This is a genomic window from Streptosporangium sp. 'caverna' (genome assembly GCF_003203775.1).
Classification (GTDB): domain Bacteria; phylum Actinomycetota; class Actinomycetes; order Streptosporangiales; family Streptosporangiaceae; genus Streptosporangium; species Streptosporangium subroseum.
On the sequence record NZ_CP029711.1, the window covers coordinates 7045841 to 7059769 of the forward strand.

A 13929-nucleotide genomic window follows, 5' to 3' on the forward strand; every position below is an offset into this window, starting at 1 on the left:
TCAGCGGTGTGGCTCAGGGGCGGCCCACCGGCGGCTTGGTGTAGTCGCAGACTCCGGTCGGGAAGATCTTTTTCAGCGTGTCCCTCTGTGCCGAGCCGGGCCGCCATGACCCGTAGTCGCCCCTGGCCACGGCCTTTTCGACCGGCTGGAGGCGGCACTTGTACATGGTCTCGTCGAACGGCCCACCCGCGACGATGCGCGACGTGGAGTGGATGGGGAACAGCTTGGCGCAGGCCCCCTCCTGCCTGTCGTCGAGGATTCCGTCCCAGACGTGCCGGCCGGAGGCGATGAGCCGGCCGTCGGTGTCGAAGCATCGGTCGCCGGCGCCGGCGGGCTTGTTCTGGCCGGCGGTGCGTTTCGGGTTCTTCCGGATGTTCTCCATCCACTGGTCCATGACCTTGAACGCCTCGGTGAGCGGGCTGGACTTGGCGCCGTCAGGCCGCGCGTCCGTGAACCAGATGGCCTGGTTGTCCGCGTTTCCCCGCGCGTCGACGATGCGTTCCCGGCTGACGAAGGACTGCCGGCTGTTGTGCATGTTCAGCTGGTCTTCGAGGTAGTGCCGCCAGTCGATGATCGGGATGTCGATCTGGCCGCGGAAGACGAGACCCGCGCGGTGAGCCGCCTCCATGGCGCCGACATCACCCTCGGTGCGAGGGGCCGGTGTCGTCCCGCCGTCCGGGCTCAGCGTCATGTTGCGCGAACTCCACGGGTCGTACGTGCCGCCGGGCACGAACGGCGCCCCTTCCTGCACCATGTCCTCCGGCTTCTTCCAGCCGCCGACGGTGGCGTTGAGCTGCAGGAATTCCTCGGGAGTCAGCGTGCCGTCCCGGAGCGCCCCAAGCCCGTACTGCACGCCGACGTTGTCGAAGGTCTGCCGTGCGAAGCCGTTCGCCCTCACCCCGTAGATGTTGCGCAGGTCATCGAAATGGGTCCACTTCACCGTGTCCATGACGCCCTTGGGCTCCATCAGACCCTGGTTCGAGCCGGCCGACCCGTAGTGCGGGTTGAGGGTCAGCGGGCTGAGCCCCCGCCAGCCGTTGACGCACTCGCTGGAGCCGGGCTTTCCCGTGTACGGATTACGCACCGTGCCGCTCGAGTTCATCCCCTCGATCAGCTTGCGGTTGTTCCAGTCCTGCCACTTGGGGTTGTCCGCGGCGGTGACGTCCATGTAGTGCTCGAGCAGCTCGCAGTCGGCGACGTGGATGCCCTGGGTGACCATGTCCGGATAGGCGTACACGGGGATGGCGGCGTCGATGAGGCCGGGGTGGTTCTGCCCGTACACGTACTGCTGGATGCCGCCGCCGGAGGCGCCGATGCCGACGGTGTACAGGGGCGCCCCGTGCTGCTCCACGAACCGCTCCTTCACCATGAGAGCGGTCTCGCCGCCGAGCTGAAGGTTGTAGTGGTTTCCGGTGTCGTTGCCCGTGGAGTAGGTCACGGCGTATCCGGCGGCCAGCCCCTCCTCGGCGTAGTACATGTCGTCGAGCTTGGTGCCGAGATCACCCTGGTTGTACCCGATTCCGACCCCGCCCGAGCTGAAACTGTAGATCAGGCGTTTGTTCCAGGCCGAGTCGGCGGGGTGTCCCTCATCCACGCGGAGCGGGCTCAGCATCGCGATGCTGTAGATGAACCGGTTGATCGTGCCGCGCTCCCAGCGGACGACGAAGTCGCGGACGGTTCCGTCGAGCGTCGTGGTGGTGGCGAGGTCACCGGGCCGGCCGCCGTCGGCCGGCAGCGGCTTCCACGCGCCGTCCGTGGTCCGGTAGACGTAGTCGACCCGCGGCTTGACGCTGCAGTCGCGGCTCCACCCGGTGATCCGATCGGTCTTCTGCCCGTTCGCGTCGAGCGCGAAGACCGGCAGACCGACGTGTTCCTGGTTGTCGGCCAGCGGCTGGCCCAGTCCCGACTCCTCGGTCTTGCAGACGAACGGCTGCTGGTGGGGGCCGGAGAAGATCGGCCCGGTGATGTCGTGGTTGGTCAGCGTGAGCCGGGCATCGAGCCCGCGACCGCCCTCGGTCTCCGCCGTGAGAACGTTGCGGCCGATCCGCATCCCGTCGACGAGACCGACGAGCGTCTGCCGCTGGTCGTCCGGGGAGAAGTCGCGGGTGACCTCGGCTCCGTTGAGGCGGATCTTCACGTGGCGTGGCGACACGCTCTCCGGCACCTGCACCCTCACCCGCGCGTCACCGCCCGACACCTGGTCGGGCAGGCTGGACAGCACCGTGATCTGCAGGTCGTGCTCGCCTCGGCCGTTCTGCTCGCCCGACCGCCGGTCGTCGGACGGACGGTCCTGCGCGGACGCCACCGCGGGGCCGGCCGCGATGAGCATGGTGGCGATGGTCAGTGACGCGACGACGGCGAGGTACCGGCGCCGTCTGCCGGAGGGGGAATTCATGATCTACTCCTGAGCTCTCGGAGGTGCGGACGTCCGGCGGGTCACGGCCCGGTCCAGCCGTCGAGGTAGCAGGGGCGGTTTCCGCAGGTGTCGACGACCACGCCGTCGAGGAGGAAGGTCGCCAGTTGCTCCTGCCCCGCCGCGGTCTCCGTGGCGTCCGGCCCGTGCGGGTCCACGCCCTCGTCGTTGGGCACGTTCTCGACGGGTGGCGGCGGTGTCCCCTTGACCTGGCCGTCGACGGTGCGCAGCGGCCCGATGTCCCAGACCGTGATGGTCGCCGGCCCGCGGTACGGCGACCGCTTGATCTCCGGGATCCCCCAGAACGGCGTCTTCTCCTGCGACCGCCCGGGATCGAGGACGGGGGTGCGGATGTGGGCGCCGATGGTGCGTGCCTCGACCGCCGAGGCCCAGGTGGAGACCTGGTGGTCACCGTAGGACACGAGCATGAGCACCTTGTGCTCGGGCGTGTCCCGGTAGGTGTCGGTCGTCATGTGGTGCGCGTAGCCACTGGCCTCCGAACGGTCCCACAGCATCTGCAGCAGGCCGAAGATGACCTGCTGGTCGAGCTTGTCGGGATAGTTCTGGTCGAAGATCGTCTGGAACGGCGCGAAGTCGACGCTGCGGTTGAGCTGCAGGCTGTAGTTCATGCCGGGGACGCCGAGCACGGCCTTGGTGAAGTCGGGTGCGACCGCGGTGAGGGCGCCGCCCATGATGCCGCCCTGGCTTCCTCCCATGTAGAGCAGTTCGCGGGTGTCGATGACCGACTCGCTCCGGCCCTTCTTCTCGAACCTGAAGGCGGGGTCGGCCGCGAAGCCGTCCGGGTGGATCATCGCCCGGCCCAGGTAGAGGAAGTCGAGCATTCCCTGCTGCCCGCGGTCGGCTGCCGTGGGGAACTTCGAGATGTCGCGGTAGGTTTCGGGAGCGGTCGCCCGGTCGTCCCTTGCCAGCCCGATCCAGTCGGTCGCGCAGAACATGATGCCGTTGTCGTCGCCGATCGTGTACAGCTTGCCGGAGTCGACCTCGTCCGCGCTGCCGAGCAGGCCGTGACCGTACAGTGACGGGTGCGCCTTGCGGATCCGCTCACCGGAGACGGCCGAGCGGGGAATGTTGCAGATGAAGTTCGCGGCCCGCTCGTTGCCGGGGATCTGGGTCGGCAGCGAGGAGCCCTTCGAGTAGTTGAACGTCGCTCCGGTCGGGCAGTTGGTCTCGTCCAGGTAGCACGGCACGAAGATGGTCCCCGCGACGCGGCGGGCGACCTGGTCGTTCTCACCCTGCCCGCACCCGTCGGTACCGCACTGCCCGAAGTCCTGCACCGAGTCGACGGTGAATCGCGGAGAGCGGCCCTTGACCGACTTGTCGGAGAGGTCGGTGTCGCCGAGCTGCCGGAAGGCGTCGTCGCGGATGTGCAGCATCCGCTCCGAGAGACCGCGCTCGCTGGCGACGGTGAAATCCCAGGCGAGGTAGAGATCGCGCCGTTCGACCCCGGCCCTCTCAAGCTTGGCGAAGATGTCCCTCATCTGCCCGAGGCGCCGCTCGTCGACCTTTCCGTGGCCGTTCCGGGAGTCGGCGTACGCCGCGAACGCGGGGCCGGCCGGGATGAGGCGACCCGTCCGGTCCCGCATCGAGCGAAGCGCGACGATGTAGCGCGTGCCCTCCGCGAGGTTCGCGGCCGGACGGATGATCAGAGCCTGGCGGGCGGGGTCGGTCGCGTTGGCGTCGAGTTCCGCCCAGTACGGCGTGCGCTTACCGGTTCTGGCGTTGAGCAGCACGATCGGCGCGTCTTCGTCGAGTGACCTGCCGATATCGGTGATCGGCGCGGCCCCGGTCTTTTTCAGATCGACCCCGGGCACCCTGGTGAGGATCGGCGTGCCGGGGCTGAAGCCGTCGTTGCGGTTCCATTCGGTGGGGTCGATCGGGGTTCCGGCGACGTTCTGAGGCATCATCCCGGGCGAGAAGGCGACCCGCCTGCCGGTGGCGGTGGACCGATCGGGGACGGTGAAATAGTCATTGGGGAAGGGCAGCAGGCAGGCGGCGGGGTCGATCGGGTCGCAGCCCGATTGCGGGCCACTGCCACCGGGACCGAGTTCGGCATTGGCACGGGGGGTAGGGGTCGGCGGCGGTGTGCCTGTGGCCGCGGCCACAGGTGCGCCGACCGCCAGCGCGGCCGTGACGACCAGCGCGCCGAAGAGAGCCAACGAGCGATTCATGATGTGTTCCTCGGATAAGCCGGAATCGGCAATCTTGGGATGCTAACCCGGCCTCTTCTCCGGCGACCATCGGTGTTCATCCGAGAGTTGTGGGCTTTCGTTGTGACTTCTCCCAAGTGCGCGCAGCGTCAGTGCCGCCCCCAGCACCAGGACCCCCCGTCCCGTCCCCGCGGAGAAACCGGTCAGTTCGCATATCCGGGTCAGCCGGTAATCAAGGGTGTTGGGGTGGATGTGCAGCGCGGCCGCCGTCCGCCTCCGGTGGAAGTCGGAGTCGAACCAGGCGGCGAGGGTCTGCACCAGCTCGGGTCCGGACTCCAGCGGCAAGAGGACGTCCGCGAGGCGCCGGCCCACCTGCCCCGCGCTCGCCAGCACGTACTCCAGCAGGACGTCGTCGAGTGTGTACGTCCCCGGTGCGGCGTTCAGCCGACCGGCGAGCTGGAGCACGTGTTCGGCCTCGGCCGCCGCGGACGGCAGCTCGGCGAGGTCGGCGCCGGAGGCGACCGCCGCGAGCACCGACGCGTCGGCGGCCTTCGCCAGCCGCGCCACCGTGGCCTCGACCCGGCTCTCACGGTCGTCCCGTCCCGTGATCGGGAGAAGCACCATGCCGCCACCGGGCGCGAGCACGCTGAGCACCTCATGACCGGCGTCGTCGAACAGGCTCTGCTCCATCCGCCGCAACTTGCGGCGGGCCGCCACGGCGCTCTCCACCTCCTCATCGCGCTCGTCCACCGACGACTCGGCCCGCACCGCCAGCACGTGGTAGCCGGCGGCGAGCGGATGACCGGCGCGCTCGGCCAGCTGGTGTGCGGGCATTCCCGCGAGGAGCGCCTCGGCCAGCCGGCGACGCGCCTCCCGATCCTCGTCGTGGATCGCCTGGCGCTCCTCCAGATAGGCGGCGGCGACGGCGCTGGTGACGACCTGGGTGTAAGTGATCATCAGTTGCGCGGCTTCGAGCAGGTCCTCGCGCTCCTCGGGGCGCGCCTCGGCGCAGAGCGCCTCCCAGCCGAGCTTCGATCCCACGCGGTAGGCCGCGAGCACCATCTCCAGCGGCACGTGCTCCTCCGCCCGTCGCGCCGCGCTGCGGCGAACGGCGAGAAGCTCCTGCTCCCCCGGTAGCTCGTTCTCGCTGAGGACCCCGAAGAAGAGCCGCAGGTTGTGCCGGCAGATCTGGAGGATCTCACCCTCCAACTGCTCCCGGGGCAGGTGGGCGTAGAGGGGAATCTCCACCACGAAGGCGTCGACCATCCGGCCGGCGAGCAGGTCGAGGCGCGAGGCGACACGCATGGCGAGAGCGTTCAAACGGCGCATGTCGGTCCGGTGGCCATTCTCGTCGGCCTCCTCGGTGATCGGGGGGGTCATCGTATTCCCCCGCCGAGCCGGCATGACGATCACCGGCGCCGGAGGCTCATCCTCGGGCGTCGCGCACCGCACGCGTTCGGCGTGCTCGCTGTCGAGCGCCGCCTCGGCGCGGGTGGCCGGGCCGCTCCGAGTCAATGCGCTCTCGCAGCGCGGCCACCCGGTCGGCGTGCGCAGCCGTGAGCTACTCACGCCGAGCCGCCGCATCGGCCCGCACCCTCGACTTCCCGTCTGACATATTGTCCTCTTGACGGATTGTTGAACGATTTCGTAAAGTCTGATCATCTTCGGCCTGATCACTCATAGCTTCCTAAGTCGTCCACGATTCGAACCCTGGCCCCGTATCGCGGGCAAGGTCGCCGGCACGCCGGCCTCCGCCGACACGCCGACCTCCGCCGTCGCGAACGACCGGAGCAGACCCCCTACTCCTGACCGATCCGAGTCTCTGACCACCCGCGCTCCCACGAGGCGGCACGGGACCGGAGGACCATCCGCGAACACAGCGGGTTCGCATCGGCGGCGCGCCACGCCGGACCGGCCATGCCTACCCGGAGCCCCCAGAGAGCCCGACGGTCCCACAGTGGAGTTCGCCTCGGTTGCATCCCCTTCTGGAGCAAGGCCTATGAGGAGGAAGTGCGCACCATGAAGTACTCACGACCCAAGTCCGCCGGCGTCGGCGCGTCGGCCCTGGCGATCGTGGCCGCGACCGTGCTCGCCACGGCCGGCCCGGCTTCGTCCACGATCGCCCGCGGTCCCGGCTGCCTCGATTCCGGCACGCCCCTGTCCGTGGAGGAGAACCGGCTGGGCTTCACCCTCCCCGACGACGACAACCCCGCTGTGCCGCAGTCGCGGACGTTCGCGCGGCAGATGATCGAGGGCGGCGGTTTCCAGGATTTCGGCCCGGCGCTGATCCGCGACCTCTGCCGTACGAAGAGCCTCAAGGCCGCCGCGGCACTCGTCCTGCGGAAGGGTGAGGACCTCTGGCGAGATGCCGTACGGCGGGCCCAGCAGCAGAAACCCGTCAGGGGCGACCTCCCCTCCAGCGACGACCGGCCGCTCTACTGGACCCGATTGGAGTCGACCGCCGCCCTGAGGCAGTGGGCGCCGAAGTTCCGGTCGTCCGCTGCCGACCGCACCGAGCTGATCACCACGTTCGACCGCGCCTCCCGCGGCATGTTCGACATCGACTTCCCCGGCAAAAAGGGGGTGAAGCGAGTCATCGCGAGCGGCTTCGACCCCTACACGCTCGACGGCGGAACGACCGGCCCCGCACCGGAATCGGTGGGCAACAACATCCGGCACGGCAATCCTTCGGGGGCGACCGCGCTCGCCCTGGACGGCACCACCTACCGGACGAAGAGCGGCAAGATCGCGCATATCGAGGCCTACACGCTTCCCGTCAACTATCCCGAATTCCAGCGCGGGTATCTGGAGGACACCGTCGGGCCTTTCATGCGCCCCGGGCCGAAGCGGGTGGACGCGTCCATCACCGTGAGCCAGGCCGGTGGTGCGGTGTTCAACCTGGAGCAGTGGAACGCGCGCTATCACGGCGTCTCTCTCGGCAACGACAACTTCCGGCCGTGCGCCGCGGTCAACGGCGTGCCGCAGATCGCGGTGAACAACAACGAGTGCAACGCCTCCGTGGTGGAACGCTGGGGCGGGCCCAGGAACTTCAGTTTGACCGAGCCGCCCCAGTGGACCGCCGCGACCCTGCCCATCGCCGAGATGATCAGAGCCAATACGGGAGCCTCCGTCCCCCGGCCGCCGGGTGACACGTGGCCGGACCCCTCGGTCGCCTTCGGCGTGGTCTGGCACACCAACTACACGCAGTTCCCGGACTGCGCCTCCACCACCCGGGTGACGCGGAACAACCCGCCGCCGGTCGAGTATCCGCCGGCGACCGCTCCGATCCCGCCCGACCCCGGATCGTGTTCCTACAGCGGCGGCGGCGGCAACTACCTGTCGAACGAGAGCGCCTACCGGAACACGCTCCTCCGCGACCGCATGGGCCTCGACATCCCGGCAGGGCACATCCACACGCCGGACATGCAGCACTTCGAGACCGATTTCAAGCCCAGTGACGCAACCTTCGACGCGTGGCGGCTGGCCATCGTCGCGCAGACACGCAACCTCATCCACGCCGTCGCCGACACCGTCTCCTGAACGAACGGTCCGATGAGCCGGTAACGGCCTGAGACGCGACAAGGCTTCCGTGGCGCATCCCGCCATGGAAGCCGTCGCGTGTTCGCCCCCCCGTTTCACCGGAGTGCCCGCCACCGACGCCGAGATCCGCCGATTCCTCGCCTCACGCCCCGAGACGGCGAAGCTCAACGACGAAGGGACATCAACTCGGGTATCGCATTCTCAGCTCGTCCATTGCGAGGTCCCAGAAGGACCTGTAACGGTTAGCCCCGGGCAGCCCTGCTTCGAGGTACCAGGCTTCCCACTCACCTTCAGCGGTGCTGACGTGGGGATTGAGGAGAGCCACTCCGTCACCCCAATGCCCGATCAGAAGGGTGTCGGGCACATACTCCCCTCTGTAATGGATGGAGTCCTGCTCCAGTCCGTAGACGAAGTAGAGCTCGTCGGGCACGCTCCATGAGTTCTCGGGCTTGGGTTCTGACCAGCTCCCGGCCCTCGAGGGATCGACATCACGGAGCCGGCCGACTTCCTCGATGCGCAGCAGGCGGCAGTCGTCGTCGCTGCCCCACCCGTTGGCGAACAGGAGAAACCGCCGGTAACTCGGCGGCAGCTCCACACCCAGCCGCTCTTCAAGTCGGCGGACCTCTGCTTCGGTAGCCGGAGGATACAGATCGCCCAGTGGACCGACCGCCGGGTGACCAGAACCCTCGGTCACCGGATGCCGTGCAGGGAAGCGTTCAGACCATGCGTACCGGGCACTCATTGTGAAGAAGATATCCCCGTTTCGAGTGGCTGCCGCACGTGCGGCACAAAGCCAGGGCTGCCCCTCCCGATAACCTCCAGGCGTCGCCAGGAGGGTGGCCAAGGGGGAATCACGGAGACTCACGGGCAAGGCGAGAGCGCCTCTGACCTGGAACGCAGCTGGTCACAGGGTCGCGTACCGAGATCTTCCAAACTGGTTACGACGATGGCGGGTCGGCTGGAGGCTCCTAACGGGAGTAGGATCCCTTATTGCGAGGAAGTCGCAATAAGGCGTCCGGTAGATCCGTGATGTTCACGAAGGGACTGACGGTGCTTGGTACCCCGGCCAACGCCTCTGAGGACGTCGGAGCCCTCCCGGAAGTGACCGCGGCCTGGGCACAGGGATGGACGCTCTCCCGCGCGACCGAATCACCAGTGGCGGTGCCGGGCGGCTACAGAATCGATGTGGGACTGTCAGGCCACCGCATCCGCTACGTGCTGCCCCGATTCGATCCGGCAGCCCTCCGCCGTCTGACACGGGAACCGGCATCGGGAACCTGGCTCAAGGTCTGCGCGAAAGTGGAGACCGTCGCCGCCGTACTGCCGACCGGCTGGCTCGTAAAGGACCCCGAGTACATGATGACGGTTCCCCTGCGCTCCGCCGAGTTCTCCATGCCGACCGGTTACGCACTGCGGGTCACGACACAGGGCGCCGTCACCGATGCAGAGGTCCTTGGCGCCGATGAGCAGATAGCCGCCAGGGGGCGGATCGCACGGACCGGGTCGTTCGCGATCGTCGACCAGGTGGAGACTCACCCATCACATCGCCGTCGAGGGTTGGGCAGCCGCGTCATGAGTGCCCTTGGCCACCACGCCGCGATCCAGGGAGCGCGAACCGGCGTCCTCGTCGCGACCCGGGACGGACGCGGGCTCTACCACTCCCTGGGCTGGACGCTGCATGCGCCCGTCACAGCAGCCGTCTTCCACCGTTGCACCCGAGCGTGATCACTCGTCGGACCACGCGTTCTTTCGTCAGTGCAGCAGCTCGAAGGGGTTGACCACGGACACGCCCGTCCCCTCGAAGTCCTTGACGTTTCTGCTGACCAGGGTCCACCCGTTCACCCTGGCCGTCGCGGCGATCAAACCATCTGCCGTGGGCAGCGGGCGGACGGCGTTCAGACGCCCCCATTCCTCCGTGACCTCGGAGGTGACGGGAACGATGCGGTCGCTGAACTGCCGGTGAAGCCCGTGGAGCCAGCGTTCCAGAATCGTCGCCTGTGCGGGGTCGCTGTGTCGGCGGCGCTCGACCCCGCAGCGGATCTCACCGACCGTCAGACTGCTGAGGTAGAGCGTGGGCCCATGAGCCCCGCCTATCCAGTCCTTGACGTGCGAGCTCCCATTTCGCTTGCGTACTTCGGAGACCACGTTCGTGTCGAGCAGGTAGCCGATGCCCATCAGTCGAAATCCACCTCTCGGGGAAGGTCCCGGTTCCGAGGGAGTTCAATGTCGTCGTCCCAGTCGGGGGCGGCGAGAAGGAACCGTCCGAAGTCGGGAGTCTCGCCCTTGAGGCGGCGGTACTCGGCGATGTCGATGACCACGGCCACCTCCTCTCCGTGCCGGGTGACCACCTGGGGACCCTCACTCACCGCCCGCCGTACGACCTCGCTGAAGCGCTGCTTCGCCTCCTGAACCTGCCACCCGCCCATGAAGACCCCCTGTCTAGTCTGTCTAGACTCAGGATAGGACAATGCAAGATCACATACAGCGACAGGCACCGCTCGGTCGATGCTGGTGGCCCGGCCTCCGGGACTCCGACGAGGCCGCAGAGCTCATCGGGCTCTCGATCCCGACCCGGCTGCACCGCCTCAACAGCGAGTTCGCCAACTGCGTCCCCCGGCGAGACAACCCCCCGGTCATTCGTCTCCACCAGACAGGCCATCCCGGCTGTTTCCCGCCCGGCGCCGAACACCGCCACACCAGAGGATGACCCACCGGAAAAGCGATCGGGCCGCGTCTTCGGCCGGGAGTCAGTACGCGACGGTGAAACTGGTCCGGTGGTGCTTGGGCCGTTCGGCCTCGTCCAGCAGCGCGACCGCGAGGTCCTCCATGGAGATCGCCGAGTTGCCCTCGGCGTCGACCACGTGGCCGCGGGACAGCGCCTCGGCCGCCACCCGGCTTCCTCCGTTTCCGCCCGCTCCGAACACGGTGATGCGCATGGTTCTCCGTTCCTTCCGGATCAGTTGGTCGAATGAGCCGCTCGGCCGCGCTCCGAGATCACCACCGGGGTGGCCACGCGATCGGCGAGGTGGGGGCGTGGTCGCGCGCCGCGGGCGTTCCCGGTCTGTGTCGCGACGAGGGCGGCGAGGACGACAAGACCGCCCAGCGCCTGGGCGATCGTGAGTTCCTGGCCGAGGACGAGCCAGCCCAGCGAGGTGGCGACCAGGGGGCTGAGCAGGCCGAGGAAGGTGACGCCGGTGGCGGACAGGTCGCGGATCCCCCGGAACCAGAGGGCGTAGGCCAGCGCGGAGCCGATGATCGCGAGGTAGCCGTAGCCGGCCAGGTTCGTGACGCTCAGCGTCGCGGGCGGTGGTCCTTCGACGAGAAGTGCCACCGGGAGCAGCAGCAGGCCGCCGGCGGTGAGCTGCCAGCCGGTGGTCGCGAGCAGGGGCGCGGGTGAGGGCCACCGTTTGCTGAGGACGACCCCGACGGCCATGACGACCGCGCCGCCGACCGCGGCGGCGACACCGAGGCCGTCCAGCCGCGCGTCCGCCCGGAGGACGAGCAGGCTGACGCCGGCCACACCCGCGGCGGCGGCGATCGTGGTGCGCGGGGACAGTCGCTCACCGAGCAGCCCGGCGGAGAGACCGGCGACCAGGAGGGGTTGCACGGCGCCGATGGTCGCGGCGACCCCGCCGGGCAACCGGTAGGCGGCGACGAACAGCAGCGCGAAGAACGCCCCGATGTTGAGGGCGCCGAGCACCGCCGTGCGCCACCACCACACCCCCCGGGGCAGGCGCCGGGTGAGGACGACAAGCACCAGGCCGGCGGGAAGGGCACGCACCACCGCGGCCAGGAGCGGGCGGTCCGGCGGAAGCAGCTCGGTCGTGACGAGGTAGGTGGTCCCCCAGATGGCGGGGGCCAGCGCGGTCACCATGATGATTCCGACTCGATTACTTAGCACTAAGCTAATTTATCTCATCGCTAAGCAAAAATGAAGTGATGTATCTCACCGCTAAGGCATCCACTAGGCTGGAGCGGTGGCAGATCACGTCGATCGCGTGCTGGAGCAGTGGGGTGCGCAGCGCCCTGACCTGGACGTTTCACCGATGGCGGTGATCGGGCGCCTGTCGAGGCTCTCGCGGCTGATCGACGCGGAGCTGCGCCGCACGTTCAGCGCGCACGGGCTCGACCCCGCGTCGTTCGACGTGCTCGCCACCCTGCGCCGCAGCGGACCGCCGCACCACCTGACCCCCGCCGAGCTGATGCGGGCGTCCATGGTCACCTCGGGGGCCGTCACCCAGCGCCTCGACCGCCTGGAGGCGCGCGGCCTGGTGACCCGCACCCCCAGCGAGACGGACGGCCGCGGCGTGCACGTCGCCCTCACCGACGACGGCCGCGCGCTCATCGACCAGGCCCTGCCCGACCACGTCGACACCGAGAACCGGTTGCTCGCCGCGCTCACGAAAACCCAGCGCGACACCCTCTCCGACGGGCTCCGGACTCTCCTGGAGTCGCTCGGCGACACCACGGACTGACTCCCGGATCCTCCGGCAGACCCGGTACGGCCCATCGGTTCGCGCCGGCTCCCGGCCGCAGGAAAAGATCACCACCGCTCCCGGCGATGGGTCCTGGACGGCGAAGTTCCGTACGGTTCCCGGGGCGAGCATGGGAAGCTCGCCTGTCCGGCATCGTGTGCATCCGCGCTGGACAGGAGCCGCGCCGATCTGTCACCATTCCAGACATGATCTTTGGAAAGGACGACGCCACCTTCATCCGGTGAGCGTTCTCGTGCAGCGGGAAGCTGCCGAAATTCGCGAAGAATGGCTGGGCTGGGCGTTGTCGACGCTGCCCGCCGACCGTCCGGCCGCAGAGGCCGCCATCTCAGGGTTGTACCGCCTGATCGGGCTTGCTCCACCGCGTTTCCACTGGGTCTCCTCACCGGTCGCCGCCCTGACGACCGTCCCCCCGGGTGTGCGTCTGCGGCCTTCCGAGACCGCCGAACGCATGTCGGACTGGCCCCTGCCACCTCGGTTCTCGTCGCTGATGAGACAGCTGTGCAGAGAGCTCGACGCCCAGGTCAGATGGGTCCATCAGCCGATGGACCAGCTGATTCGCCAGAAGGTCCGCAGCTCGCTCTCGCAGTCCGCCAACGGTTCGCTCTTCATGGCGCTGCGAGCGGCGCACGACGTGCGGTACCACCTGGGAAACGGCTGGTACGGGACACAGTGCGTCTCCTGGGTCGCCCACTATGACGCCCTCCGCCGAGCGGCCGGGGTGGTCTTCACCTCCGAGCAGACCCGGCGGTTCGAGCTGTGGGCGGCAGTGGCCCGGTCATGCGGCTGGTGGTGGCCCCGTGAAGGCGTGTGCGTCATCTCCGAACGACCCGTCGCCGTGCACACGGAGGTGTGCGGCGACGACGGCGAAGTACGGCTGCACCGTGCGGACGGCCCCGCGATGCGTTACGCGGACGGGTGCGACGTGCACGCCTGGCACGGAACACAGGTGCCCTCCTGGGTGGTCACCGATCCGAACGTCCGGCGGATCGGGCGGGAGACCAATGTCGAGGTCAGGCGGTGCGCGATCGAGCACATCGGCTGGACGTCCTACATCGACCAGGCCGGACTGCGGCTGGTCTCCTCCGCGCCGGACCCCGGCAACCCCGGCTCGGAGCTGCGGCTCTACGACATGCGAAAGGAGACCAGGGTGCTCCTGGCGGTCAACGGGTCCGTCGAACGCGACGGACGCCGCCGCCGGTACGGGCTGACCGTGCCGGGCTTCTTCGACGATCCGATCGCCGCCGCCGGCTGGACCTACGGGCTGTCCGCCGAGCAGTACTCCCTTCTCCTCCGCCGAACCTGAGGTGACCTC

General features: G+C 68.6%; 12 protein-coding genes. 4 read left to right on the forward strand and 8 right to left on the reverse strand.

The window, feature by feature from the left end; translation table 11 throughout:
• Positions 1–13: 13 nt before the first annotated feature.
• The 3 genes from DKM19_RS30825 to DKM19_RS30835 are packed head-to-tail and all read right to left on the reverse strand — an operon-like array spanning position 14 to position 5961.
• Positions 14–2395, reverse strand: a complete 2382-nt coding sequence (locus DKM19_RS30825; protein ID WP_110700444.1) for a DUF6351 family protein — start codon at positions 2393–2395, stop codon at positions 14–16.
• A 41-nt stretch (positions 2396–2436) separates the two neighbouring features.
• Complete coding sequence (locus DKM19_RS30830; RefSeq protein ID WP_110700446.1) at positions 2437–4602, reverse strand: hypothetical protein; 2166 nt, start codon at positions 4600–4602, stop codon at positions 2437–2439.
• Positions 4603–4644: 42 nt separating this feature from the next.
• The gene (locus DKM19_RS30835) at positions 4645–5961 is read right to left on the reverse strand and encodes a CdaR family transcriptional regulator (protein WP_162641899.1); all 1317 of its coding nucleotides are present in this window, start codon (positions 5959–5961) and stop codon (positions 4645–4647) included.
• A gap of 639 nt (positions 5962–6600) precedes the next feature.
• On the opposite strand from DKM19_RS30835, the gene DKM19_RS30840 reads away from it, so the two are divergent.
• The gene (locus tag DKM19_RS30840) at positions 6601–8121 is read left to right on the forward strand and encodes a hypothetical protein (RefSeq protein ID WP_110706121.1); all 1521 of its coding nucleotides are present in this window, start codon (positions 6601–6603) and stop codon (positions 8119–8121) included.
• 181 nt (positions 8122–8302) lie between these two features.
• Here the strand turns inward: DKM19_RS30840 and DKM19_RS30845 are convergent, their stop codons facing one another.
• Positions 8303–8863, reverse strand: a complete 561-nt coding sequence (locus DKM19_RS30845) for an SMI1/KNR4 family protein (protein ID WP_110700450.1) — start codon at positions 8861–8863, stop codon at positions 8303–8305.
• A 287-nt stretch (positions 8864–9150) separates the two neighbouring features.
• Here DKM19_RS30845 and DKM19_RS30850 point away from each other — a divergent pair, with 287 nt between their 5' ends.
• Positions 9151–9846: a GNAT family N-acetyltransferase gene (locus DKM19_RS30850; protein ID WP_110700452.1), complete on the forward strand. Its 696-nt coding sequence runs from the start codon at positions 9151–9153 to the stop codon at positions 9844–9846.
• A 27-nt stretch (positions 9847–9873) separates the two neighbouring features.
• On the opposite strand, the gene DKM19_RS30855 is transcribed toward DKM19_RS30850, so the two are convergent.
• The 4 genes from DKM19_RS30855 to DKM19_RS30870 form a co-directional block, all read right to left on the reverse strand.
• Positions 9874–10296, reverse strand: coding sequence for a type II toxin-antitoxin system VapC family toxin (locus DKM19_RS30855; RefSeq protein WP_204358322.1), 423 nt, complete (start codon positions 10294–10296; stop codon positions 9874–9876).
• Positions 10296–10547, reverse strand: a complete 252-nt coding sequence (locus DKM19_RS30860; protein ID WP_110700454.1) for a type II toxin-antitoxin system Phd/YefM family antitoxin — start codon at positions 10545–10547, stop codon at positions 10296–10298. The genes DKM19_RS30855 and DKM19_RS30860 overlap by 1 nt, the downstream gene beginning before the upstream one ends.
• A gap of 321 nt (positions 10548–10868) precedes the next feature.
• Positions 10869–11057: a hypothetical protein gene (locus DKM19_RS51045; RefSeq protein ID WP_204358323.1), complete on the reverse strand. Its 189-nt coding sequence runs from the start codon at positions 11055–11057 to the stop codon at positions 10869–10871.
• A 20-nt stretch (positions 11058–11077) separates the two neighbouring features.
• Positions 11078–11995 carry an EamA family transporter gene (locus DKM19_RS30870; RefSeq protein WP_110700456.1) on the reverse strand — a complete coding sequence of 306 codons (918 nt, stop codon included), beginning with the start codon at positions 11993–11995 and terminating at the stop codon, positions 11078–11080.
• Between the two features lie 103 nt (positions 11996–12098).
• Between DKM19_RS30870 and DKM19_RS30875 the strand changes: the two genes are divergently transcribed.
• Together DKM19_RS30875 and DKM19_RS30880 are read left to right on the forward strand one after the other, a co-directional pair.
• Positions 12099–12596, forward strand: coding sequence for a MarR family winged helix-turn-helix transcriptional regulator (locus tag DKM19_RS30875; protein WP_110700458.1), 498 nt, complete (start codon positions 12099–12101; stop codon positions 12594–12596).
• Positions 12597–12849: 253 nt separating this feature from the next.
• Positions 12850–13920: a DUF6745 domain-containing protein gene (locus DKM19_RS30880; protein ID WP_204358324.1), complete on the forward strand. Its 1071-nt coding sequence runs from the start codon at positions 12850–12852 to the stop codon at positions 13918–13920.
• Positions 13921–13929: the final 9 nt, after the last annotated feature.